At 42.1% G+C, this 26,463-nt stretch carries 16 protein-coding genes; 5 read left to right on the top strand and 11 right to left on the bottom strand.

The window, feature by feature from the left end; all coding sequences use genetic code 11:
- The first annotated feature begins 70 nt into the window (after positions 1 to 70).
- A complete protein-coding gene (locus tag H9X96_RS02070) occupies positions 71 to 1,246 on the top strand; it encodes an MFS transporter (protein WP_187664674.1) in 1,176 nt (391 codons plus the stop codon).
- Positions 1,247 to 1,538: 292 nt separating this feature from the next.
- On the opposite strand, the gene H9X96_RS02075 is transcribed toward H9X96_RS02070, so the two are convergent.
- The 6 genes from H9X96_RS02075 to H9X96_RS02100 all read right to left on the bottom strand — a co-directional run bounded on the left by H9X96_RS02075 (position 1,539) and on the right by H9X96_RS02100 (position 10,446).
- The gene (locus H9X96_RS02075; RefSeq protein WP_187664675.1) at positions 1,539 to 2,366 is read right to left on the bottom strand and encodes a hypothetical protein; all 828 of its coding nucleotides are present in this window, start codon (positions 2,364 to 2,366) and stop codon (positions 1,539 to 1,541) included.
- 121 nt (positions 2,367 to 2,487) lie between these two features.
- The gene (locus H9X96_RS02080; protein WP_187664676.1) at positions 2,488 to 3,669 is read right to left on the bottom strand and encodes a basic secretory protein-like protein; all 1,182 of its coding nucleotides are present in this window, start codon (positions 3,667 to 3,669) and stop codon (positions 2,488 to 2,490) included.
- 87 nt (positions 3,670 to 3,756) lie between these two features.
- Entirely contained in the window at positions 3,757 to 4,728 is a 972-nt protein-coding gene (locus H9X96_RS02085; protein ID WP_187664677.1) for a hypothetical protein, read from the bottom strand.
- A gap of 70 nt (positions 4,729 to 4,798) precedes the next feature.
- Positions 4,799 to 6,625, bottom strand: a complete 1,827-nt coding sequence (locus H9X96_RS02090; RefSeq protein ID WP_187664678.1) for a RagB/SusD family nutrient uptake outer membrane protein — start codon at positions 6,623 to 6,625, stop codon at positions 4,799 to 4,801.
- Positions 6,626 to 6,630: 5 nt separating this feature from the next.
- Positions 6,631 to 9,837 (bottom strand): TonB-dependent receptor, encoded by a 3,207-nt coding sequence (locus tag H9X96_RS02095; RefSeq protein WP_187664679.1) that lies wholly within the window; start codon positions 9,835 to 9,837, stop codon positions 6,631 to 6,633.
- Positions 9,838 to 9,882: 45 nt separating this feature from the next.
- Positions 9,883 to 10,446 carry an ATP/GTP-binding protein gene (locus H9X96_RS02100; RefSeq protein WP_187664680.1) on the bottom strand — a complete coding sequence of 188 codons (564 nt, stop codon included), beginning with the start codon at positions 10,444 to 10,446 and terminating at the stop codon, positions 9,883 to 9,885.
- Between the two features lie 223 nt (positions 10,447 to 10,669).
- On the opposite strand from H9X96_RS02100, the gene H9X96_RS02105 reads away from it, so the two are divergent.
- Entirely contained in the window at positions 10,670 to 12,115 is a 1,446-nt protein-coding gene (locus H9X96_RS02105) for a sensor histidine kinase KdpD (RefSeq protein WP_187664681.1), read from the top strand.
- A 5-nt stretch (positions 12,116 to 12,120) separates the two neighbouring features.
- Here H9X96_RS02105 and H9X96_RS02110 read toward each other — a convergent pair whose 3' ends face one another.
- Positions 12,121 to 12,843, bottom strand: a complete 723-nt coding sequence (locus tag H9X96_RS02110; protein ID WP_187664682.1) for a response regulator transcription factor — start codon at positions 12,841 to 12,843, stop codon at positions 12,121 to 12,123.
- A gap of 479 nt (positions 12,844 to 13,322) precedes the next feature.
- On the opposite strand from H9X96_RS02110, the gene H9X96_RS02115 reads away from it, so the two are divergent.
- The 3 genes from H9X96_RS02115 (at position 13,323) to H9X96_RS02125 (ending at position 18,102) form a co-directional block, all read left to right on the top strand.
- Positions 13,323 to 13,988 carry a type II CAAX prenyl endopeptidase Rce1 family protein gene (locus H9X96_RS02115; RefSeq protein ID WP_187664683.1) on the top strand — a complete coding sequence of 222 codons (666 nt, stop codon included), beginning with the start codon at positions 13,323 to 13,325 and terminating at the stop codon, positions 13,986 to 13,988.
- A gap of 218 nt (positions 13,989 to 14,206) precedes the next feature.
- Positions 14,207 to 17,353, top strand: coding sequence for a two-component regulator propeller domain-containing protein (locus H9X96_RS02120; RefSeq protein ID WP_187664684.1), 3,147 nt, complete (start codon positions 14,207 to 14,209; stop codon positions 17,351 to 17,353).
- A complete protein-coding gene (locus H9X96_RS02125; protein ID WP_187664685.1) occupies positions 17,338 to 18,102 on the top strand; it encodes a response regulator in 765 nt (254 codons plus the stop codon). Before H9X96_RS02120 ends, H9X96_RS02125 begins: the two co-directional genes overlap by 16 nt.
- Positions 18,103 to 18,131: 29 nt before the next feature.
- On the opposite strand, the gene H9X96_RS02130 is transcribed toward H9X96_RS02125, so the two are convergent.
- Genes H9X96_RS02130 through H9X96_RS02145 form a run of 4 tightly spaced genes read right to left on the bottom strand, consistent with a single transcriptional unit; the run spans position 18,132 to position 26,458 of the window.
- A complete protein-coding gene (locus H9X96_RS02130) occupies positions 18,132 to 20,405 on the bottom strand; it encodes a GH92 family glycosyl hydrolase (RefSeq protein WP_187664686.1) in 2,274 nt (757 codons plus the stop codon).
- 15 nt (positions 20,406 to 20,420) lie between these two features.
- Positions 20,421 to 21,392: a DUF4973 domain-containing protein gene (locus H9X96_RS02135; protein WP_187664687.1), complete on the bottom strand. Its 972-nt coding sequence runs from the start codon at positions 21,390 to 21,392 to the stop codon at positions 20,421 to 20,423.
- Positions 21,393 to 21,399: 7 nt separating this feature from the next.
- A complete protein-coding gene (locus tag H9X96_RS02140; protein WP_187664688.1) occupies positions 21,400 to 23,376 on the bottom strand; it encodes a RagB/SusD family nutrient uptake outer membrane protein in 1,977 nt (658 codons plus the stop codon).
- A gap of 13 nt (positions 23,377 to 23,389) precedes the next feature.
- Complete coding sequence (locus tag H9X96_RS02145) at positions 23,390 to 26,458, bottom strand: TonB-dependent receptor (protein ID WP_187664689.1); 3,069 nt, start codon at positions 26,456 to 26,458, stop codon at positions 23,390 to 23,392.
- Positions 26,459 to 26,463: the final 5 nt, after the last annotated feature.

A 26,463-nucleotide genomic window follows, 5' to 3' on the forward strand; every position in this document is an offset into this window, starting at 1 on the left:
GTCCCCTTTTGTCAAAAGACAACATAAGCTATTATTTGCGAATTTGCAAGATTTTGCATTTATTTACAACATGAATAACCAAGAGATCATCACTGACGCCAAAAAAGCGACACAATATATATTCCTGGTCTGCGGCTTTGCGCTTTCCAGCTGGGCACCCATGGTCCCTATCGTAAAAGAGAAACTGCAGCTCGATGATGGCAACCTTGGCTTACTGCTCCTATTCTTTGGTGCAGGAGCGATTTCAATGATGCCTATCAGCGGATACCTCTCTAAACGTTATGGAACCCGAATCGTCATTTTGTTTTCAGGACTAGTCGCTGCAGTCTTCCTTCCCATCTTATTATTGATGCCAAATCCCTGGTTGATGGGAGCCGCCCTCTTTATTTTTGGAGGAGGAATTGGAGTGATTGATGTAGCGATGAATTCGCATGGCATCCATGTGCAGAACCGATACGGACGCCCGATTATGTCCTCCCTTCATGGCCTTTTCAGTGTAGGTGGCTTATGCGGTGCCTTAGGACTAGGATTATTAATGAAAGCAGGGCTCAACCCACTAACTGCTGCCATTTCAATTTCTACTCTCCTCTTGATCATCCTGATCTGGAAATTTAAGTCATTGTTCTCCAAAGAGCAGGAAATTGAAGCACCAGCACACCACACAACTGAGGAACACCAAACGAAAACAGCATCTGGCTGGTTTAGTACAAGCATAATCTTTCTTGGCGCTGCATGTTTTGCCGTCTTTCTTTCTGAAGGAGCAATGCTGGATTGGAGCGCGCTCTTCTTAAAGGAAAACAGAGGAGTAGCTGCAGAACTTGCTGGGGTTGGATACGCCACTTTTTCTATTGCAATGGCAGCCATGCGTCTTTTGGGAGACCGCATTGTGGAGCGCTTTAGTGGAAAAACCGTAGTGGTTGCTGGTGGTCTTATCGCTGCCTTAGGGATATTCCTGGCCGTATCAACGCCATGGATTCCAACCACACTGCTGGGATTTGTACTCTTGGGTATAGGCGCTGCAAACATCGTTCCCGTGTTCTTTAGTGAGGGAGGTAAACTTAAAGGGATCCCTGCATCAGTGGCCATTCCAGCAATCAGCACGATGGGCTACGCAGGCCAGCTCGCCGGACCAGCACTGCTAGGATTTATCGCCTACCATTTTTCGCTGACCATTGCGCTCACCTTCACTGGAGTATTGCTGTTAAGTGTTGCCCTGGCCTATGCCTTCAGGAAATCCAGTGTATAAAAGAAAAATAAAGCTTCCACCTTTAACCATTGCATGGATAGCGCCAAATAAGAGACCTAGTGCAGAAGATTATAAACCATCGCGAAAAGATTGAACTACGCGGTCAGCTCTGCAAAAATGCAGGACTAAGGCCTTAAACCTTAAGACCTTTTTAAAGCCAATCCTGGAAGATAGGTGATGTGGCATGTTAAAGACATGGACAAAGCGGATATGATCGGTTCCATCCAACAAAGCTGCAATTATATTAAAGCACAGATTCTAAAATAAACCGCTAAAAAAACCTTTCCTAAGGTTATTTGATTAAAAAAAGTCCTGTGGCATAGCTGAATAAATATTGCTGTCCCTTAAGCTGAATGAGCTTGGGTAAAGTCATATCATCGCATTTAAACTTGTACTGACCAACCTGATAATAGGCCAGATAAACAGGAGAAGCCATCCTTCCATTTTGCCAGCGAATCAATACGTCCTCATCGAAGCGCGCTGCCTCCACCGGTAGTTTAACAAAATCATTCTTGTACAGTTCCTCCTGCCTGACCAGCAAAACGTTGTTCCTGATTTCAAAAACATCACATCTTTCTCTGTTGACGATCTGATACTCACAAGGCTTCAATCCATACGGCTGCAGTAATTTAACTTCATAATCATCCAGCATTTTAAACTTTACACTGTCGGCAAATTTGGAACCGAGTACCTCAGACTTTTTATCAATACTGTCTTTAAAAACCACTGCTTTAAACGGCCCATGCTTTTTATAATCTGGATACTCGTATTTTTCCTGATTGAAGTATAGGTTTCCTAACTGATCCATGTAAAATGGCAGTTTCCAATCAAAACGCTGCTCCATGAGCACCTTTCCAGAAAGGTCTATAATTTTAAAAGGTAGATCGCTATGATCAGGCTTCAATAATATCCTGTCGTCCTTTAGGAAAGCCAGTTCAGAAAGGTGGTCAGTGCCGACCATTTGTTGAAACTTAGTGCCGTCTTTTAAAAGATCAGCTAGGAAAGGCACTTCCGGATGAGTATCCTTTTTAGGAAAAGGATTACATCCGGCAAGAAACACCATTGGAAATAAAAAACTAAGGGATAACAGCAGTATTAATATCGGGACTTTTCTCATCATATGATCTATTAAAGAACAGGGACAGGAGCCAATCATTCTTTTCTAACACCTAAAGTACGATCAATCTCTCAATAAAGTAGTAAACCTTCCACTGTGAATCCAGCGGAAGGTATAATTTAAATTATAAAATAGGATTTTGTGTGTAATCGCTCCAAAGCTGATCTACATTTTTACCGGTTTCTGATTGCCAAAAAGCACCATTATTATAAGTATTGGTACGTGCCGCAGTATTCAGTTTAACCATAAGTCCAGGGTTTCTGATCTCCAGCCAAACAAAGAAACGCGCGGTGATTCTATAAGCATCCGTATAATTTTGTCCGGCCTGATAATTCGGTAAGCTCCATTTAGCTGTAGCGTTGCTGAGGCCAATACGGTTACGTTCGTAATCTGCTAAACCTTCTGTAACCCATCCTGGTGCACCACCAGAATAAGCCTGCACGATGTGCATCATCTCATGAGTGGCTACATCTAAATCCAAAGGATTGGCTTTAAAATAAGCAGGGTCATAACGCACTACACCACCACCATAGGTTGCAGCAACGCCCTTGTAATCAGGATCCATAATAAAGGTAATACTGGTCAGCGCATTTGGATTATAGGTATCCACGGATTTACCATAGTTCTTTTTGAAAGCATCAATCAGTCCTGCTTTAACCGATGGCAATACATCTGTATTTCGGTCTACATAGGTAAGCGTATATTTCCCTTCTTTGATCGTTTCTACGGTCGCTGATGCTGGAGTAAGGGTTTGTTCCTTTTCTGGAACCTCTAATAAACGCCATTCCCCAAGCTGAAACAATACGTTTGCACCTGTCCTGTTTTGAGAAACCCCGCTCACATTCAAACGGTAATGCTTATAGCCTTTTGTATTTTTAAAGTTAAACCGCTTAGTCTGGGTTCTAAAACCAAAAGCTTCATATTCTCTTGCATCCAGCTGAACCCAGTTTGTGCCATCATTTGACGCCGTTATTTTCCAGTCTCGGGGATCTCTTTCCTGAGCATCATCTCCAGAAGTAAGCGTATATGCGGCCACCACTTGTTCTTTTGGAAAAGACAGCTGCATATAGGAAGCAGCATCGAAAGAATAAGTCAGGAACTTCGTCGTAGTGATATTGTCTACCAATTTCGAGGAACCTTCTTTTCCATTGGCACCTGAAGTATTCTCCCTGCTTACCGTAAGTGTACCTGATGCAGTTACATCCTGCTCTTTAACTGTTGAGGTAAGATCTGTGGTATTATTTTGTGCTGCTGTTCCTTTACTACAGGATGAATGCGCCACCAGCACGCAAAAAAGAGGGGCCATAAGGCATGAAAATTTTAGCATATCAATAGTTTATTTGTGTGTGTTATAGCATGAAAAAAGCAACCTTAAAAAGATTGCCTTAGTTTATTAATAGGTAATACCTGGAAAATCAATTTTAGCCTTTACCAATTGGGCTTTCCAATCATTTCCCTTTTCATCTTTATCTCCAAAGGCGATCATAGCCTGGTTTTCAAGATTGGCGCCCGCCGCTCCGCTCCAGAAATGGACAAATTCACCGAAGTTCATTTTACGGTCGTACTCCATATATTGTTTCCCGTTAACTACAATCTGGTGTTTTGGAAAATGCTCCGATAACTTGGTAAAAAAGGCATTTAATACGCGCGTTTTACCGAACTGATCATAAATTGGGAAGAACCAGTCTTTAAACCATTTTGTTCCGGCTCTAGGATAAGTATCAGTGGTATTCATCATCAGGTTATACCAGCGCTTCGCATCATCAGGTCTGTTTAAACCCAGATAGACATCGTATTGGTAGATTTCCATCCATTTACTATCATGCCATATATCCCATGCCGGTGAACCTTTCACTCCTTTTACAGCACCTTCAACAATATGGCCGATCTCATGTGTAGAAATGTCAATATCATTCTCTTTACCCGACATCCATGCATTGAAATCACCGGATCCACAATCGGTCACATTGCGATAATCATGGCTGGCATCCATATAAGTTGAAGGATGTCCGCCACCATATTTCCCTGCATGATAAATCACGAATAAACGACCATCATCACCAAAATTCCCATAGGTTTTCTTGGTATAATCCCAAGCCTCAGCCATATATTTAAATGGCCAGGTAATGCTTCCTTTCACATCACCATCATAATACACAGCAACACTGTTATCATAATATACCCGGTTCAGTACCTGAACATGGTCAAACCAATGTTCTTTCCATGTTTTAGGCGGTGCACCTGGCGGATCCTGAACTTCTACAATTGGAGGAGCTGGCGGAATTGGCTTTATGATTTCTTTTTTGGAATTACATCCAACACTAAAACCGGCTAAAAGCGTTACTATATATACTGTTTTCTTCATAAATCTAATTTAACAGGCAATAAATAACACCGGACGATCATGCCCCGCCCGATGTTAATACTGCCTTCATTTACCAACCTGTGTTTTGTACAATTTGGGGTACTTTCTGTATTTCACCATTTGGGATAGGCCACAAATAATGTCTTTTTTGGAATACTCTGTTTTCTGTAGTGACCACCGTATAAAATGCTGGGCTATTCTTCGTAATGTCTAGTCCACGGATAATATTATCAGTAGTTTCTGCGATTTTCCATTCTCTGGTATAGAAGTAACGGTCCAGCTCAAAAGCAAGTTCTACCCTTCTTTCTTTAGCGATCGCTGCTCTCATATCGGCAGGTACAGGCAGTCCGCCTGCACCATATTTTGGAATACCTGCACGTTCACGGATTCTGTTCAGGTAAAGTAACAGGTCAGGATTGGTAGGATCAGACTCCTGCAATGCCTCTGCATAATCCAGGTAGATTTCTGCCAAACGAATCATCGAGAACAACGTACGACTGGTAGTCCAACCTGCTACCGTCAGGTGTTTTCTTGAAGTATAACCTGTTTTAGTATAATCGGAATTGGCAATACCCGCTTTACCAGCATTCCCCGTATTCGTGAAATCGGTAATGATGTTCGACTGTGGATTAATCCATTTACGGCCTGTATACGTGATATTCGCATAAAAACGCGGCTCACGATTCACATACATATTGCTGATCGAGCGAACCGCATTCTGGTCATTCGGATCTGGTGCCTGATAGTTAGAGAAACCTGTTGAACTATAACTTGGGTCGTTGTTAATAGACAAACCATTTACAGTAAAAAACGCATCCACCATTTGCTGAGAAACAGACAGGAATGAACCACCTTTATCACCACCAGAAGCCCCATTATGATTCGGTGCTAATGAATATTGGTAACTGGTCACATCCCCTGCTCTTCCAAAGATCATTTCAGAATTCCAGCCATTCAAAAATACATCTCTGGTGGCCAGGAAAGCCCTATTGAATGCCGTGTTTGGAAGCCCAGTAGGCGTGCTGCTCACTGCATATAAACTGTAACCTGAGAAATTTGCATTGTTTAGGAATTCTCTGGCAGCAGTAGCCAGCCTTGTCCATTTAGCTGGACTATTGGTCTGACTGATCAATTGTTTACCATCTTGATTTTTTAGATTGGCATAATCAGTATTGCCATTAAACAAAGGTCTTGCTGCACTTAGCAATGCTTTTATTTTATAAGCCTGAGCAACTGATCCATTGATGTGTCCATAATCTTCAGATGATTGAGGGATAGGTGGAAGACCTGCAGTTGCCGCATCCAGCTCAGCCACAATATAGTCGATACATTCATCAAATGAATTACGAGGTTTGCTGATCTCAGCCAACGGCGAATCAGAAGCAATAGGTTCATTACCCAATAAGATTACCGGACCGTATTGACGTACTAAGTAATAGTAATAAATCGCCCTTAGCGCTCTTGCCTCGTTGTAATAACGACCCACAAAATCAATTCCCCCAAGGTTACAATCTGTACATCTGTTTACATTCGCCATGAAGGTACTGGCAGCTTGTATCCCTTTGTAGAAATTCTGCCAATGGTAATTTACTTCTCCCCTTGTGGCATCCCATGCCCCGGTATTCACGTTTTCAGAGAAATTGGCCAATGTATAATCTGCTTCATCAGAAGCGGCTGTCCATGGACCAATATTACCTGACTGACTTGGAAAACGATCCGAATTCTGGTTAGGCAAGGTCGAATACACATTTGCCAGGGCCTGCTCTACAGTCGCTTTCTTTTCAAAAGCCTGCGTAAAAGTCAATCGGTCATCAGGTACCTGGTCTAAAAATTTCTTACAACCATAATTTCCGGCAATTAGCAGAAAGGCTGTTGTATATATAAATATTCTTTTCATTATGTTTAAAAATTAGCGGTGAAACCCAGGGAATAATTTGAAGTCAGCGGATAACGGGTACCATTACTGGTTAACAGTTCTGGATCCCATAACTTAAACTTGCTGAAAGTATACACGTTATAACCCGTTGCATAAATTCTTAGACGTTTCACACCGATGGACTTAATGCCTTCTTTAAGGGTGTAACCCAAATCAACATTTTTCAATCTCAGGAAGCTCACATCACGTTTCCACCAAGTGCTCGACTGATAGTTGTTGTTGTTCGTGTTATAAGATAATCTAGGATAAGTAACATTCTGACTTGGGTTCGCTACCGTCCAACGGTCTGTAGCCACGGCCAGCATATTCCCTTGTCCTCCAGAGTTAGCAAATGAAGGAATGTCAATTAACATATCCGCATTGCTTTGTCCTTGGAAAAAGGCACCAAAATCAAAATTCTTATAGCTTACAGAGAAACCAAAACCATAAGTGGTCATTGGTATATCACCTCTTCCGATGATCGTCTTATCGAAATCATTGATTTCACCATCACCATTTAAATCCTTGTACTTAATATCACCTGGCATTAGGGTGCCAAATTGTTTCGGACTGGCATCAATCTCTGCCTGGCTATCGAACAATTTCTCTGCAATAAACCCAAAACGGGTCGCTGCTAAGATATTATATCCTCTTTGCTCCATCCATGGATAAGCTTTAGGTGCCTGGTCATTTTCAATCACTTTATCCTTATTGTAAGTATAATTCGCTCTGAAATTGATCGACAAATCCTGGCTGAACTGAGCATTGTACTCTATCGTACCGTCAATACCTTTATTTTTCACCTCACCAAGGTTACCCAGTGGGGTATTGGCAAGGCCGATATAGTTTGGCACTACACCACGGCTGATAAATGTCCCTGTTCTGTGTTCTTTAAACACATCTACAATCAGGGAAAGGTTGTTATTTAAGGTCTTCAACTCGAAACCTAAATCCTGCTTGCGCGTTTCTGCCCAGGTTACATCCACTCCATAAGCAGTAATCGCTAAACCGCCAAAGCTATTCTGTCCCGTCTGCCCGAAAGTATAACCAGGAATATTTGTATTGCTGATTTTGGTCAGGTAGAAGAAACGATCTGCTTCATTGTCTACATAATTAGCCGTACCCCCTCCGGATCCTACGATACCATCAGAATAACGGAATTTCACCATCTGGAAAGTATTTTTCAACTTCTCAAAGAAAGGCTCATTAGAAACCAACCATCCTACACCAAATGCTGGAAATGCACCATAACGTTTACTTGGCGCAAAATTCTCTGAACCATTATAACCCAGGTTAAACTCTGCAAAATACTTGTTATCATAAGCATACGTAGCACGTGTAGCCACACCCTGTAACCTGTAAGGTATAGAAAGTGTTAAATTACCGGCAAATGGGTTACTGTTGTCATTCTGATTGTAAAGTACCAAACCACTTACGGCATGTTTACCGAAAGTACGGTTGTAATTGATCCCTATTTCAGCATAAACTTTCTTGTCTCCACTATTTGTATTGGCATAGTTTAAGAAGTCCTGCCCTTGTAATACCAAGCCATATTTATAACCTGAACTTGGGTCGTTAGGGGTATTGTAAGGATCATTAGGGTTAATTCTGTACAAGGATTCTCTTTTTATCCTGTTGATGCGGTTATCGTTTTTAACATCGAATGAGAACATTCCTGTCATAGACAAACCAGGGGTAATCGCTTTTAAATCCTGCGTTAAACGAAGGTTGGAATACAGCTGAGTAGTATATCCAATGCGGTATCCATTTCTGGTGATGTCACCATAAGGGTTACGCTGATCGGCCTGTGGACTAATTCCTGGCAAGCTTCCGTTTGGATATAAGATTGGAAATGAAGTTGGATTGATCAGGAAAGCCTGACTAAAAATATCCTGTGCATTAAAGTTACTTGGGAAGTTAGTTTGTGATAACACCCCTTTTACGCCCAGATCCATCTTGGTGGTCCCCGTAATGTCCCAGTTTAAATTGGTGCTGACATTAAAACGGTCATAACTTTGGTTGATTTTCTTATTGTCTGCATCACTGGTTTTAAACAATCCGCTTTCACCATAATAACCTAAAGACACATAGTATCTCGCATTGCTCACCCCACCAGATAAATTGGCAGTAGCCGTTCTGTTTTGTCCAAAATCATTATAAATGGCATCAAACCAATTTACATTTGGATACAGGATTGGATCTGAACCATTTGCTGTCTTTTGAATCGCATCTAAACTGAAGACAGGATTAAAGGCTCCCGCTGCACCACCTCTCAGGTATTCCGTATATTTTGCCTCGTTAGCCAGGTTCATATAATCGACACCATCAATCAGCTGGGGCTTCCGAGTAAACTTGCTGATCCCCTGATAAAAATCTACAGAGATCTTTGGTACGCCAGTTTTACCTTGTTTAGTATTGATCAGGATTACCCCGTTTGCACCACGAATACCATATACCGCAGTCGCTGCAGCATCTTTAAGCACAGTAAAGTTCTCTACATCATAAACACTAATGTCATTCAGGTTTCTACCAGGAACACCATCTATGATAATCAAAGGACTTCTATCGCCAGCCGATTGTGAAGTAATACCACGGATAAAAATATCTGAACCTGTAGCTCCAGGTTCTCCGTTTCTGCTCACGTTAATCACACCAGGAATACGTCCAGCCAACATCTGACTTAAGCTGGATACCGGCTGCTTTAAATCGTCTACACTTACCGACGATTGTGCTCCTACCAGACTTTCTTTCTTCTGTGTACCAAAACCTACAATAGCGATCTCTTTCAAATCCTCGCCACCTTTTGGTTTCATCTCAATAGTTAAAGCTGTTTGTTTTCCGACAGCAACTTCCTGAGTTTCATAACTTACATAACTGACAATTAAAACCGCATTTTCATTCGGTATGCTGATGGTAAAAGCACCATTCACATCTGCAGCAGCAGTAGTGGTGGTTCCTTTAACCCTAATACCAGCACCCGGTAAAGGCAATCCTTTTTCATCCTTTATAATACCACGGATCGTAATGTCCGCGTTTGGCTTTGCTGTGGTGACAAACGTATCTGCTTTAACTGCAGGCACCGATGCTGAGGCAGTGCTGCAAGTTCCTGCAGCTACAGAAAAGGCCAGCACCCGAAGGGCAATATCCCTCGATAGCAGCTCTCTTCCAATTAACATTCGTAATTTTTTTCTCATAATCAATTTGATTGTATCTAATTTGTTGGTTGGTTTTTGATCTTTTTACTGTTGATCTTCGGGAACTTCTATCACTCTCCATTCACCCAGCTGAAATAAATCGCCAGCGCCAATTGAAGTAATACTAATGCGGTAATACTTGTACGCGTTAAGGTTTTTGAAATTGAAGAATCTGGTTTGTACACGTCCAGCAAAGGCTTCATCTGTCCTGGTATCCAATACCGTCCAGGTGCTGCCGTCGTTAGATCCGTTAAATGTCCAGTTCTTTGGATCTCTCAAAGGAGCATCCCCTCCAGAGGTTAGTGAGTAAGAAGCCACTTGCTGAGCTTGAGGAAACTCCAGCTGCATGTAGAAATTAGGCGCATAAGAAAAGATTAAGAATTTCGAATTGACATCGTCATCCACTACTTTCTTCGAGCCTTCCCCGCTATCAATCCCATCTCTGTTTTCTATGTTTACACTCAGCTTACCTTTTGAGGTCACATCTACCTTCGCCTTCCAGGTAAATAGTTCGGTTTTTGGATAGTCCTGCTTTTCACAGCTGGAACATAATGCGGCAACTAGGAAAAGCACTGGTGCTGCCTTCCTGGGCAATTTTAATAGGTCCATACAAATTTGGTTAATTAGTTCTTAGTTTGTTATTAAATTGGTCATTAATTGCTTCATTTTCTTCTCCTAGATACTGTTAAAAGGTTTTAGGAAAATCTTTAAATAAAAACATTTCAATAAAAATAGGCTTTGCCACATCTTGAAGTTGTTAAGGAAAACTTAATGAAATGTTAATGTTGATTTTAAAACAATTTGTTGTGATAAAACGATTATTTTAGCGTCAATGACCCTTAACAAAATACAAGCATCCCCTGGAACTCACAAGATAATTGCGCTGATTAGCCTCGTCATCCTTTCCTATCTACAATTCAATCTGATTTATACGACCTATAAATTAAAAGACAAACAGTATATCTTAAAGGAAAGTAGGAGCATTGAGAATAGCTATAAAGAAGTTGTTCGTAATGACAAGTTGTATCCTGGAGGACAGAAGATTGTAGATTCCATTATTTATAGGAATATGGAGGCGATGGAAGATACTTATGACCATGATCCTGCTGCTTTTACAAGACTTAAAGAGCGGGTTTGCGACAGTATCGTCCGGCACCTCCGTTTAAACAGCAATATGGATAGTGTCTTTACAGCGATGCTGAAAAAGGATGACCTGGACCGGGATTTAAAATATCTATTGGTCATGAACGACCTCGCCATTACCTTTAATGGTGTCAAGTACATTTCCTTGTACAAACCAGAAAAAGAAAAGCTGGCTTATCTGGATCCAAACATTCAAAATAAGTATGGAATTGCCATAGATGGTAACCTTAAAAATCCTACAAACCAAAATCATACCGCAGGCTTAATGGTCAGTTCTCCAACACCAAGAAGCTATTACATGGGCTTTGCGATCCATGTAGATTACGACAATAGGAAAATGATCATCCTGAAATCGATGTCCTTCACCCTATTGCTCTCCATCTCCTTTATTTTACTCGTCATCAGTATCTACTACTTTACGTTTAGAAATTGGTTGAGACAAAAGAAACTGGCAGATATGAAGACTGATTTTCTAAATAGCATTACTCATGAATTTAATACGCCTATCGCTACGATTTTAGTCGCCAACTCCAGTATCCAGAATAAGGAAATTATCGCTGACCCAGCCAAAGTCTATTCCCTTACAGAAGTCATTAAAAGGCAAACTCAGCGGCTTCAAACGCTAGTTAACCAAGCGCTAGACATTAGCCAGATGAATAAGAATGAGGTAGAGAAAGAGCTGTACAACATGGCTTCTCTTTTAGAAGAGCTCATCAACGACTATAAACTTAAAATCACCGAAAATGTAAACATCAGCTATAACTTTGAAGGTATTCATGCTTTGGTATTATTGAATCGATTTTTACTGACGACCATGCTTTATAATATTTTCGACAATGCCCTGAAATATAACACCAAAGACCCTAAAGAAATTAAGCTGGAACTGATACCCCATGGCCAAAATTTAACACTATGCATCAGAGATAATGGAGTAGGTATGAATAGAAAACTCATCAAATCCATATTCGACAAATTTTACCGTGGTAAAAATGGACTGAAGACCCGTGGATTAGGTTTAGGTCTATTCTATGTGAAACAAACCGTAGCAGCGCACAACTGGGAATTAAATTTAAGCAGTGAGCCAGATCAGCACAGTACCTTTTGTATTACCATGCCCATAGAAAAAGAGAAATAACCGCTTTACTTTTTGGAGAGTTCAGCAATACTGAATATATAACCCACACCATATACGTTCTGGATACTCACCTCCGAAGAATGATTTAAAGCCTTACGTAACCTGGAAATGAATACATCCAGACTTCTACCCAGAAAATAATCATTCTCGCCCCAGAGTTCCAGCAGAATATCCGCCCTCTTTAAAATGCGGTTCTGATGTAAAAACATATATTCTAGCAGCTGGGCTTCGCGTAGGGTTAATGAAATCACGGAATGGTTAGGTAAAAATAACTTTAACAAATCCTTTTTAAAAGTTAAATCTCCAATAGCCAGCTCAGTTTCATTTATAGTTGACACCAGCGCTTCAGTCAGCTCAAGCGGCTCATTCCTTTTTAAGATGTTTTTGATCCTGAGCACCAGCTCATCAATATCAAAAGGCTTTACAATGTAATCGTCAGCACCAATTTTTAAACCTCGGAGCCTGTCATTCTTTTCATTTCTCGCCGTAACAAAAATAAAACTCTGATGCTTATTCAGTGATTTAATCTTTTCTACCAATTCAAAACCATCATAATCTGCCAGTTGAATATCAAGGATCAATATATGAAATTTTGTGGTTTGGTAGATATTCAGCGCATCTTGGGCATTTAAACACCAGGTCACTTGAAATCCTACCAGCTCCAAATACTGCTTCACCACATTACCAAGATCCCTTTCATCTTCTACAAAAAGTACATGTTTTTTCATTGCTTCATAAGAATAAGATTAATTGACTCCAGCTCACAGCTGAACTGCCCCGAAGTAAACATATTCAAAAAAACAATTCAATCACAGTCGGTATAGATAAATTTTACACGAGTATTAGGACATATTGAGAAAACTATTTCGTTTTAGCATTCAAAACCAATCCCTAAAACGATTTTTAGTCCTTTTTGGAAGCTCAAATTTCGAGGTTAAAATTTCAACATTTTATTTCATGACTTCAACATTTTGTCTCAAAGTTTTCCATACCTGGGTTCCATATCCTGGGATTGCTTATAGTAATAAAGCCCTTAATAAACCAGAGTTCCATGCCTGGTATCAATTTCCGGAACTATTAAAAATTATAAGCAATTTTATGGGTTTAAGAAAGAAAATGAATTACGTCCTGCAATAATTTACAAGATGAGCAGCATTTGATTTTAAACTGTACTTTAGATATAAACTAACGCCTTAAATCATTTGAAATGAATATCCTACAAACATGGAAAGATTTCTTTGATTTTCTTTTAGCACCTGCGCTCGACAATACGGAACGCCGCCTGCTTCAAAAATCACTCATCGCCCTGTACATCTTTATCCTTAAAGTAATTCTGGTGATCGCCATGGGACTGCTGCTGCTGCTTTTATTCGGGAATCCAGATCCCAAAATACTAAATCACACCTTAATCCATACATCTATTTTTGTTGCTCTTTTTGCTGGTGTATTTGAAGAAATCGTTTATCGCTTATCACTGACTAAATTCAATCCCTGGTATCTTTCCATCTCCCTGACCGGCTTCCTGTTCATCCTCATCAAAAAGCTTTATTTCAGGAATATGCTGCTGGAAAGCGAAGGCCTGCTCCTTTCCGCCTTGATCGCCCTCGCCGCTTCTCCCATATTTTATTTAACAACAAAAAAATTCAGTGCTCCGCTTGAACGTTTCTTGCAGAAACATTTTGGAATTGTTTTCTACATCAGTGCTTTCCTATTTGCAATTTCTCATTTCTTTAACGCTAAAGAACTGGAGCTAACCAATTTAAAATCAAACATCAGCCACCTGCTTAGCGCATTCATCCTGGGCTATGTGCGCATCAGGTCGGGGATAATAGCTGCAATTCTACTTCATATCATCTGGGATTTAATACTCTGAACATTTACACCACTCCCTTTATGGCTTTCTCTTTCCTTAGCTGGATTAGAGAATAGCCATCCGACACAATAGCCAACAGCGCTAAATCCTTTTCCCAATCCCATAGCCAGTTTTAATCAAAATTTCAGCATTTTGTCTCAATCTCTAGTACATCCTAAAAGCAATGCTATATTTGATGAACGAGCCAAACTACATTGAGAATAACCACCTTCATTTTTTTGCTGCTATTCGCGAAAATATTAAACGCGCAACCCTATTATTTTAAACACTATCAGGTAGAAAACGGACTGTCCAACAACAGTGTATTTGCCGGTGTTCAAGATGATAAAGGATTCATGTGGTTTGGAACAAAGGATGGCTTAAATAGATTCGACGGCTATTCCTTCAAAACCTATCGCCATGAGCCTGCCGACCCAACCAGCCTGGGAAACGATAAAATTTACTCCTTATTCAGTGATAAAACTTTAGGCCTCTGGGTAGGTACTGATCTTGGTCTGTATAAGTACAACCCGGAGAAGGAAACCTTCAGCGCAATAAAGGAAACCCTGCATATCGGCATCCGCAGCATACATAGCGACAATAAAGGCTACCTATGGTTACTTTCCAACAGCAAAGTTTATCGCTATAATCCAGCGAAAAAAGAGTTTTCAGCCATCAAGGTGGACGACTCTTTTGAGGTCGGTTCTATTTATTGCCGCTCCAACGGAGAGGTCCTCATCACGAGTCCTGATGGCAAAATTGGCCTATATGATACCCAGCGCAATTCTTTTAAAACCCAGTACCAAATGAATAAAAAGGGTGCTGTGAATATTGGATGGATTCCAGTATTTACAGAGACCAAAGACCATCAGCTACTGCTGGGCTCCAGCAGCCAGGGAATCAAGTTGTTCAACCCCAAAACCAATGAGCTAAAAGATATCATTACCCAGAATAAAGACAAAACAAACATTTATGTCAGGGATATGCAGGCCAGAAATGATGATGAGTTTTGGATCGGTACCGAATCCGGATTATACATTTATAACCATCAAAACGGCAGCATTACCCACCAGCAAAAAAAATACAGCAATCTCTATACGATTTCAGACAATGCCATTTACTCGGTCTGCAAAGACAGAGATGGAGGCATGTGGGTGGGCACCTATTTTGGCGGAACAAATTACTACGCCCCTTCTTCCTCCATCTTCAGCAAATACTTCCCGGAGCAGCAGGCCAACGCCATTAGTGGCAGCGATGTACGCGAAATTTGCAAGGATAAAAACGGCAATTTCTGGATTGGTACTGAAGATGCTGGTTTAAATAAACTGGATCCAAAAACAGGCCGCTTTACCTCCTATTTTCCTACGGGAAATAAGGAGACCATTGCCCATTCCAATATTCATGGTTTGCTGCCGGATGGCGATAAACTATGGATCGGCACCTTTGAGCAAGGCCTGGATGTGATGAACATCAATACCGGCCTGGTGGTCAAACACTATGAAGCAGGAAAAAACAGTTCCCTGCGATCCAGTTTCGTATTGAGCCTGTTTAAAACCAAAACAGGAGATATCCTGCTGGCCACTACCGTAGGGCTCTATAAATATAACCGTAAAAAAGATGATTTTGATGCCATCCCTGACATCCCATTTTATTTCTTCAACAATATAATAGAAGACAGTGAGGGTTATATATGGGCTGGAACCTATGATAAAGGACTGCTTCGTTTCAGATTAGGCGAAAAAGGCTATACCAATTTCAAACACGAACAGGACGATAAAAACAGCCTGAGCAACAACACCATCAACGGAATATTCGAGGACAGTCAAAAGAACATCTGGATAGTGACAGATGGTGGGGGCTTATCCTTGCTGGATAAAAAAAAATCAACCTTCAAATCTTACCAGACCAACCATGGACTCCCAAGTAATTTCCTCTTCAGAATTCAGGAAGATCAGCACCATAAATTGTGGATCAGCAGTACCCGCGGATTATTTCGCTTTGATCCCCAGACCGCAGAAGTAAAGATATACACCAAGGCCGATGGCCTGCTCACAGATCAGTTTAATTACAACTCTTCTTTCAAAGATGCAGATGGCAGAATGTATTTTGGCAGCCTAAAAGGCATGGTGAGTTTCTTACCGGAACACCTGAATACGACCGCCAAAACAGCCCCGGTTTTTCTAACCGGATTCCAGATCGACAATACAGATAGTACTGACCCAGAACTAGATAAGATCCTAACTAAATCTGTTACTTACACCAATGAGATTACCCTGAAGCACAACCAATCCTCCTTTAGCATAGACTTTGCCGCACTCAGCTACGCCTCTCCTGTTACCACAGAATACGCCTACAAGATGACTGGCCTATACAATAGCTGGGAATACTTAAAAACCAATAGAAAGGTATACTTCACAAAGCTAGCCCCGGGAACCTATATATTTGAAGCCAAGGCCATGATTAAGGGCAGTAAGGAATGGAGTAATAACAACGTTAAATTACGCATTATTGTATTACTCCCATTCTGGAAAACCTCATTGGCCTATGTCCTGTATTCAATTTTATTCCTGGGCTTGCTCAGCGCCATCATCCTGGAGTATCATAAGAGAACGGACCTTAAAAACAAAAGACGGATGAAGCTTTTTGAACATCAAAAAGAAAAGGAAATCTACCAGGCCAAAATAGAATTTTTCACCAATGTAGCGCATGAAATCCGAACCCCACTCACCTTGATCAAAGGGCCAATGGAAAAGATCATGAAACTTTCAAAAGAGATACCCGCCATTGAAAAGAATTTGAAAACCATGAACCGAAATACAGACCGCCTACTGGAACTCACCAATCAGCTGCTGGACTTCAGAAAAACCGAGGTTCAGGGCTATTCTTTAAACTTTGTAAAAGTCGACATCTCCACACTTATCGAAGACATCAAGCTGCAGTTTCAGGATGCTGCTGAAAGTAAAAAGATCAGCTTTGAAACCCAACTCCCCTCCCCTCATTTTTTTGCTTATGTGGATACTGAAGCATTGTACAAAATCATGAGTAACTTAGTAGATAATGCCTTAAAATATGGTAAATCGAAAGTGAAAATCGTACTTAGCATAAACCCGGAACAAGATCAGTTCAGTATTCGGGTATTTAGTGATGGACCAAAGATTGCCCCGGAAATAAAGAATAAAATCTTTGAACCTTTTTTCAGGGCCAGAGAAACAGAAATGCAAAGAGGAACTGGTATCGGACTTTCCATATCAAGATCGCTCGCAGAGCTCCATCAAGGCTCGCTATGCCTGGAGGAAAGTGGCCCGGAGGGCAATGTATTTGTAATCGTACTCCCCATTCATCAGGCAATGGGATTTAACTTAGACGGAAAATGGAAAAAGAGATAACGATCTTACTCGTAGACGATAACGAAGAAATCTTAGAATTCATCGCCGATGACCTGACTGAAAAATATCAGGTTCTGACCGCCATGAACGGCATGGAAGCCCTCGCAGTACTCGAGACAGCAACTGTTCATTTGATCATTTCTGATGTCATGATGCCAGAAATGGATGGCTTTGAGTTCTGTAAAAGGCTAAAATCCAGCATTGAATTCAGCCACATTCCTTTAATTCTGCTGACTGCAAAAGATACCCTGGATTCCAAAATACAAGGCCTGGAACTGGGAGCCGATGTCTATGTAGAAAAACCGTTCTCACCGGAATTCCTGCAAGTACAAATCTCCAGTCTGATCGCCAACAGGAATAAAATCAAAGCTTATTTTTCGAGCTCACCACTGCTGCACCTTAAAGGAATTGCCCATTCCAAAGCGGATGAGCAATTCCTGGAAAAGATTCAATACATTATTGATAAAGACATTAGCAACCCTGAATTGGATGTAGAATACCTGGCCAACCACATGAACATGAGCAGGCCCACTCTGTATAGAAAAATCAAGTCTATTTCCAACCTGAGTCCCAACGAACTGATCAATATTTCCCGTTTAAAAAAGGGCGCTGAGCTATTGAAACAGAATGATTTGAAAATATATGAGATTTCCGAATTGGTCGGATATAGCTCTCAGACTCACTTTGGAAGAGTTTTCTCCAAACAATTCGGCATGTCCCCTACGGAATATGCAAACGATAAATCATAATTTGATTCCTATTCCATCACATGATCATTCTACTTTCCTGCACTTAAAGAAAATGGCCGATCAGTCGCTGCAAGACCTCTGGTCAGCGATGGCTGGTCTGACATCTCCAATTTCAGCACCCCGCCATTCAGGATATCACTATGGCGGATATAGTTGGCCGTATATGGCTTCCCGTTTAAGGTGGCAGATTTTATATAAACATTTTTAGCGCTGTTTGCCGGAGCCTCGATCACAAATTGCTTTCCATTTTCCAGGTTAATCGTCGTTTTCTTAAACATCGGACTGCCCATCACATACTGATCTGTACCAGGAGTCACGCTGTAAAATCCCAGCGCACTCAGCACATACCAGGACGAAGTCTGCCCCTGATCTTCATCTCCCGGATATCCGTTTTCTGTAGCATCATAAAGCTTAGACATCACATTCCTCGCATGAAACTGCGACTTCCAGGGCTGCCCCGCATAATTGTACAGGTACACCATGTGCTGAATCGGCTGATTGCCATGGGCATACTGCCCCATATTTGCCATCACCATTTCCGTCATCTCATGAATCATCCCACCGTAAGTACCTACATTCACCGTATTCGGTTCGGAAAACACAGCGTCCAGCTTAGCAGTAAAATTCTGCTCGCCCTTCATCAGGTCGATCAAACCTTTGACATCCTGAAATACAGACCAATGGTAATGCCAGGCATTCCCTTCCGTATAAGGCCCTCCCCATTCAAATGGATCAAAATTCGGCGTCCATTGACCATCCGCAGCCCTCCCTCTCATGAATTTTGTGGAAGGGTCATATACATTTTTATAATTGTACATCTGTCTTTCAAAAATACCAGCATAGAAATCGTTACCGGTCATTTTTGCCAAAGTCCATCCACAATAATCATCATAAGCATATTCCAATGTTTTTGCAGTGGCCTCTCTGTATTTAGGGTAAGGCACATAACCTAGCTCAAAGTATTCTTTCCAGCCATCTCTGCCATTAGCAGGGCCCCAAGGGCCTTTATTAGTGGATTCATGCAGGTACGCGGCCAGGGCTTCCTTGGGATCAAATGTTCTGATCCCTTTAGCCCAGGCATCTGCAAGCAGAGAGATCGCATGATTGCCAATCATGCTGCCGGCCTCACTTGGAAAGGACCAGGAAGGCAGCCAGCCGCATTGCTTGTAAGCATCCATCAAGGCCTGCATGTAACGTCCATGCATCTCCGGATGCATTAAGGTATTCAAAGGAAATTGAGCGCGAAAAGTATCCCAGAAACCGGTATCGGTAAACATGTAACCGGGATGTACTTTCCCGTCATACGGACTGAAATAATAAGGATTTCCATTGGCATCGATCTCATAAAACTTCCTGGAGAAAATACTCGCCCTAAAGAAACAGGAATAGAAGGTTGCTTTATCAGCTTCCGTTCCACCCTCCACCACCACTTTCGACAATGATGTGTTCCACACTTCCGCAGCTTTGGCCTTGGTCACTTCCAGGCTCTTATCTGCGCCCAGCTCCCTGCTCAGGTTCAATTCCGCCTGCGCCATACTGATGTAAGAAGAGGCCGTTTTCACCTGCACTTTTACCCCATCCTTAAACTGAACATAAGCACCCTTCCCTTCACCCTCAGCAGCTTTCTCCCCTGCATTGACCGTATTTTTTTTGTTTTCCCAGGTGCCATAAGCTTTAAAAGGCTGGTCAAAATAGATCACAAAAAAGCTCTTGAAGCCTTCTTTAAAACCCTCTCCGTTGTTTATAAAACCTGTAATCTTATTTTCTTCCGGATAGATGTTAACACCGCTAATCCCAGTATATCCATCCAAAACAAGGAAGCTTTTCTTCCCAGAGGGATAACTGAAACGCAAATGCGCAGCACGTTCAGAAGGCGAGATCTCGGTGCTGATCTGGTTTTCAAACGTCACCTTATAGTAATTGGGTTTCGCAACCTCATCATTGTGGCTGAACTTCGCTTCCCGATCATTTTCATTGACCACCAAACGGTCGGTCATGGGCATCAGGGAAAACACCGCATAATCCCGCGACCAAGAACTGCATTGATGTGCCTGTTGAAATCCCCTTATCTTATCCTTAAAATACTGGTATTTCCAGCCATCGCCGTTTCTCCCGGTCTGGGGTGTCCAGGTATGCATGGCAAAGGGTAAAGCAGTAGTCGGGTAGGTATTCCCCCGGGTCAGTTCATGTTTTGAATTGGTTCCCTGCAGGGTATTTACGTATTTAACGAGGTCGGCCTTTTGGGCCAAACCTCGTACACTAACCTGCACACAAATAAAAAAGACAATAAATTTAAGTTTCATACTCGGTAATAAATATTAGGGTATAATGATCGTTCCCTGCTGGTCTTCATCAGGAATTAAAGTATTTCGTTTTCTTTCCAGAATCATCGAGCCTACAAAGCGGTAGTCAATCGGGAAGGTCGGATTGGAAATGTCACTATACTCATATTCCAGGTAAACCGTGGTATAAATCCGCTCCAGATAGGGAAGCACCCCATCTTTTTCTTTCTTTACCGTAAAAGTTCCGCGCTGCTGGGAAAACCGGATCTCCGGATTATCACTACTCAGTTTCACCGTCTTATCTCCCTCATTAAAAGAAGCTTTGATTTTATAATCGCGGCGATCAAGCGCTTCTTCTTCCGTTACTCCTGCAAAGAAAAATACGGTCTTTTCATCCACTACGAAGGCATTCCTATAAGGCACCGTCAATGGCTTCTGCTCATTCTGAGGACGTCCCCGCTCCCATACCTCTGCAGCAATGGAATATTTCCCTGAATAATCATTGAAAGGAACGATCCGCATCAGCGATTTTTTATATCCCCTGCCTGTCGCAATTGCCAGAGAAGAAGTGGAAACGATCTGCACAGGTAAAATGTACTTATTGCTGAAATCAAGCCCTGCTAATTTCAGATTCAACTGATAAGAACCTTGATTATTACCCGATGGAATCGTGGTAGTCATGGATTCGAATTGGTAATATTCCTTAGGAAGCTCATTGAAATACAAATCACTCCTCAGCCTGAACCGTTCAAAATTGAGGTTCTTAAGCGTATCAACATCTGAACCAATGGTCACACTCACATCGCCCGTGTTCTCTGTAGATCCACTCACGATAATCGGAACTTTCACAGGGATGGAACCACCCGCAGCACTATATTTCACATGGACTTCCACCACGCCATTGTTCACAAAAGACACCGATTTCCGGAATAGCTCATCCTGCCATTCCTTATTACAGGAACTGATGAGCATGCAGCCGATTACAGCCATTATATATACTCTTTTCATAAATTTTCTAGTTAAAAGTAGTCCAACCTGGATTCTGGGTCAATTTTCTGTTCTTCCTCAATTCGCTGTGCGAAATCGGCCACAAGTACATTTTGTCAACAAAAATGGTAGGCATAGAAGGAATTGGGACGGGTGTATTGAATAAATCTCGCTGGCTTTCCGTCATATTCATATTACAGCCCAGCACCGGAGTCGCTTCTTCTACCGGCGCATCTTTCCATCGCCTCAGGTCAAAATACCGCTGACCTTCCGCAAACAGCTCAATCTGACGTTCTCTTTTTATCGCTTTCCTTAATAGCTCAGGACTGCCATAAACCTCATTTCCATAATCAGGAACACCGCCGCGGATGCGTACCTCAGAAATATATTTACTGATTTCCTGGATATCCCTGCTTACCATAATGGTCTCCGAACCCGTATAACTAGGTATGGAATAGCTGCCCGTTAATTCATTCATCGCCTCTGCATAGATCAGTAAAATATCCGCATACCTCATCGCCGGCTCTACCTTTGGAACGATAAAACCGCCCTCCATATAAGAGTCAATCGGATTGTAAAACTTCTTGATGCCCAAGCCAGTCCTGATGTAGAAATCAGGAGAGGAAGCTTGTTTCCCATTCGGGTGATCCCTATAATAAAAGACCTGTATGTGGCGGTTCTCAGGCTTTAAAGCACTGATATTTTCCCAAATACTTCCATTATAAGCTACAGAAGCATAGAAGCGAGGTTCTCTTTCAGCATACTGTAAGGATACTTTAGCAGGTAAAGGTAAATGACCCGTCGCATCAGTGGTATAGCCAGCCCTGCGGGGCGCAATTGCAATATTGGTCCCGTCATTCATATAGTAGGCATCGGCCTGTTTCTGTGTGATGCCATGGGTATTCCATCCTTTCATAGAAAAGGGCATCTGGTGCAGCACCATCTGATCAATTCCTTCAGAACTCTGTTCCATCACCCTGGAAAAGATCAGTTCAGGATTGTCAGAATAAGAGATTGCCCCATTGAACAATTGTCTGTAGGATTCAAAAGGATCAATATTTTTCCATCCCATAGGGAAACTCTGATCAGAATATTTTGGATGATAAGGCGGCACAATAGTTTTCGGCTGGCCCGGCCCCTGATCTGTAGCCTTAAATGGTGCAGTAAAAAGACGGTAAGTGTTCATGTTAATCACATCCTTTGCCGCTGCTGCCGCTTTAGCCCATTTTTCATTCTTATATTCCTGTGACACCAGTTTTTTGCCCTCATGATCGACTAAGTTCGCCAGGCCCGGATTCCCATTAAACAGCGGACTCGCAGCAAAAAGATACACTTTTGCCCTTGCGGCAAGTGCAGCACCTCTGGAAGCACGCCCCTTATCACGATTGGTATTGAAAAGCGGCAGATCCTTCGCAGCCAATGCAAACTCCGAAGTGATGAATTCCACGCATTCATCATAAGCACTTCTTGGTCTGGCGATATCCTGATAATCTTTGGTATAATCTTCACCTTCATCCGGCAATATTGGGATCGGTCCATATTTCCGAAGCAATAACCAGTAATAATATGCCCGCAGAAAACGCGCCTGTGCCTTGGTATCGGCTACTTCATTGGCCGTCATCTCTTTGTTCATATCAATGTTATGGATGTAAATTGAAGCATCACGAATGCCCTCATAACAAGAACCCCAGCTGCCCTGCTCCGAGCCTTCATCATACTCGCCATTTTTGAACCGCTTATAAGAATTACTCCGGTCGCCATAAAACATATCATCGGAGATGAAGTTGAATGGGGTTAAACCCTTACTGGCCACTTCTGCATTAGAACCACGGAGGTGGGTATAAACATCAGCAAGCCATTGATTCGAATAATTTTTATTGGTAAAAACCTTGTCCAGACTCAGGCGGTCTTCTTTAAAATAATGCTCCGTGTTGAGGTATTTTTTACAAGCTCCCAGGGAGAGCAGTAAAGTGGATAGCATCACGATATAAATATATTTTTTCATCTCTAATTTGTGATTAAAAGTTCATGGTCAGTCCTAAAGTGATGGTTTTTGAGATCGGGTAGTTCATACCGCTACCGCTGCCCAATTCCGGATCCCAGATTTTCAGGCTATCCCAAACTGCAAGGTTATACCCCATCAGATAGATCCTGGCCTTATTCATGTGGATGGACGATAATAAACGGGAAGGCAAGGTATAACCCAGCTCCACATTCTTTAAGCGCAGGTAAGCGCCATCTCTAAGCCAATAAGTCGATGCCCGGTAATTGTTTCCATTTCCACCGTAACTCAGCCTCGGGTATTTGGCATTTGGATTTTCAGTGGCCGGATCCCCGGAGATTTCCTGAGAGATCCAACGATTTTTAGGATTTCCGATCTCTGTGAGCACATTGCCCCAGCTGCCATCCACAAAAGGAAAAACACTGGCCCCATTGATAAAATAAGAAGAGCTTCCAGCACCTTGTAAATGGACATTCACATCAAAACCTTTCCACATCACCGAAAAACCAAATCCATAGATCAGACTCGGAATGCGTGAGGCCCCGATCGGCACCACATCATCATCGTTGATGATCCCATCCCCATTCACATCTTTATATTTGACATCGCCTGGCATATACTCCCCAAACATCTGTTTTGGGCTGTTCCTGATCTCTTCATAAGACTGGAATAAACCTAAGTCTATCAGACCTCTGGCCTGGCCGTAACGAAATCCCTGTGTCATCCGGTAAGGCAAATTATTCGCCTCTTCATCAAACTCCAGTACTTTATTTTTGGAATAAGTGACGTTACCACGGAAGGTGAAATCGACTTTATTGATGCGTTTGTTGATGTTAAATTGTCCGTCAAAACCCTGAGACTCCATTTTCCCAACATTTGCCCATGGATCACTGGATACGCCCACCATGTCAGGCAAATGCTGTCTTTGCTTAAAGATTTTCTCTCTGGTGTCTTTAAAGACATCAATTCTGAAAGAGAATAAATTACCCAGCACATTCAGGTCGAAACCCAGATTGTGCTTCTTCGCAACCTCCCAGGTCAGCTGATCAGAGGCCACCTGCGCATAATACAATCCTGGATAATAATTCGGACTGATGCTCTCCCCAAAATTATAACCTGGTCTTTCCCTGATGTCACTCAGGTAAGGAAAACGAATGTTACCAAAATTATCATTCCCCACTTCACCATAAGAATAACGCACTTTAAAAAGATCCAGCCATTTCGCATTTTTCTTTAGGAAAGTTTCCTCAGAGATATTCCAGCCTACAGAAACGGCAGGAAAAAATCCGAACTGATGTCCGATTTTAAAATTCTCTGACCCGGTATAACCGAAGTTAAATTCCGCTAGATAACGGTCTCTATAACCATACATCACACGACCAGATACCCCCATATTACGTCTGGCAATCCCTTTTATAATGTCGCCGCCAACGTTAGACGTTTCTCTTTGTTCGCGCTGATTGTACTTAATTAAAGCCCCAATGTTATGTCTTTCATTAATGACCGTATTGTAGATCAAGTCCGTTTCGAACATATTGATCCGCTCTCCCCAGGCATTGGATTCCTGATACATCAGCCTTTCCGGCGACAGACGTTTCATAATTAAATTACCATCCCTATCACGTCTGCGCTCTACATTATACTGTTCCGGCCATTTTATCCGGTTGATGTTATTGTCGTTATTGGTATCGTAAGCAAAACGCCCTATCGCTTGTAAGCCTTTAGTGATAAAATCCAATTTTTGCTCCAGCGTAACATTAATCTCATTTTTATTCTTCCAATACTCACGATATCCGGTTTGAGTAGCCAGTACCCATGGATTCGTCCGGTCGGCGGTACCATAGGAAGGCACCAATCCATTGGAGTACAATACAGGAGTGGATACCGGAGACTGCCCAACCAACGAATTCCAGATTCCTGAGGTCAGGCCTGGAAAGTTCTGCTTTTCAAGATAGCCCGATACACCCAGCTTCAACAAAGTGGTTTTGGTAATGTCCATATCTACATTGGCCCTGTAATTAGACCTCGACATGTTCGCGTTTGTATTATAATCCTTCAGTGATTTGTCCGATTTGTACATCCCTTCTTCTTCGAGGTAACTTCCAGACACGAAATAACGTACCGTCGAGCCCCCGCCATCCAGGTTCAGCGCTGCCCTGTAAGTATTGGCACCGTCGCGCAGCATGACGTCCTGCCAGTTCACATTCGGGTATAAGTCAGGATCAAGACCATTTTTAAAAAGCATCAGCTCGATGTCGGTATACAGGGGTTCCTGATTACGGGTGATCTTTGCTTCATTCACCAGTGCAGCATAGGCTGGGCCATCCACAAATTCGGGTGTCCGCGTCCTGGTCAGGTAACCATATTCTGTTTTAGCATTGATATTTATTTTCCCTGCATGTCCTTTTTTGGTAGTGATGAGTACCACCCCATTCGCCCCTTTTGAACCGTAAATTGCGGTCGCAGATGCATCTTTCAAAATCGAAAAGGACTCAATATCCTCTACATTGATTTCATTAAATGCACGCTCAAATCCATCTACGAGCACTAAAGCGGAAGTATTGGCACCAAAAGTCGAAATTCCACGAATCCAGAATTCAGACCTGTTGTTTCCCGGCTCTCCGGAACCCTGCATGGCAATCACGCCAGCTACATTTCCTGCCAGGGCATTGGTGATGTTCCCCGTTGGTGTGCGCAGGTCTTTCACATTCACGGTAGTGATTGCACCGGTTACCGTCACCTTCTTTTGAAGTCCGGTTCCGGTTACCACTACATCCGTCAGCACACTCGCCTCACTCTCTTTTAATACCATAGAAATCTTCGTTTTTCCGGCTACTTGAATTTCTTGCTTTTCATAACCCAGATAAGAAAAAATCAAGGTACTGTAAGTTCCCGTTTTGATTTTGTATAAGCCGGCTTCATTGGTCATAGTGCCCAATCCAGCACGATCTTTAACGACAACCGTTACCCCTGGGATAGGCTTTTTATGGACATCTGTGACCATTCCTGTTACTTCTATCTCGCCCTGCGCATACGTCATCAGGCTGCAGAATAGCAGAAGTAATGTGATATAATATAGTTTCATTTTAA

The organism is Pedobacter sp. N36a, assembly GCF_014472395.1.
Classification (GTDB): Bacteria; Bacteroidota; Bacteroidia; order Sphingobacteriales; family Sphingobacteriaceae; genus Pedobacter.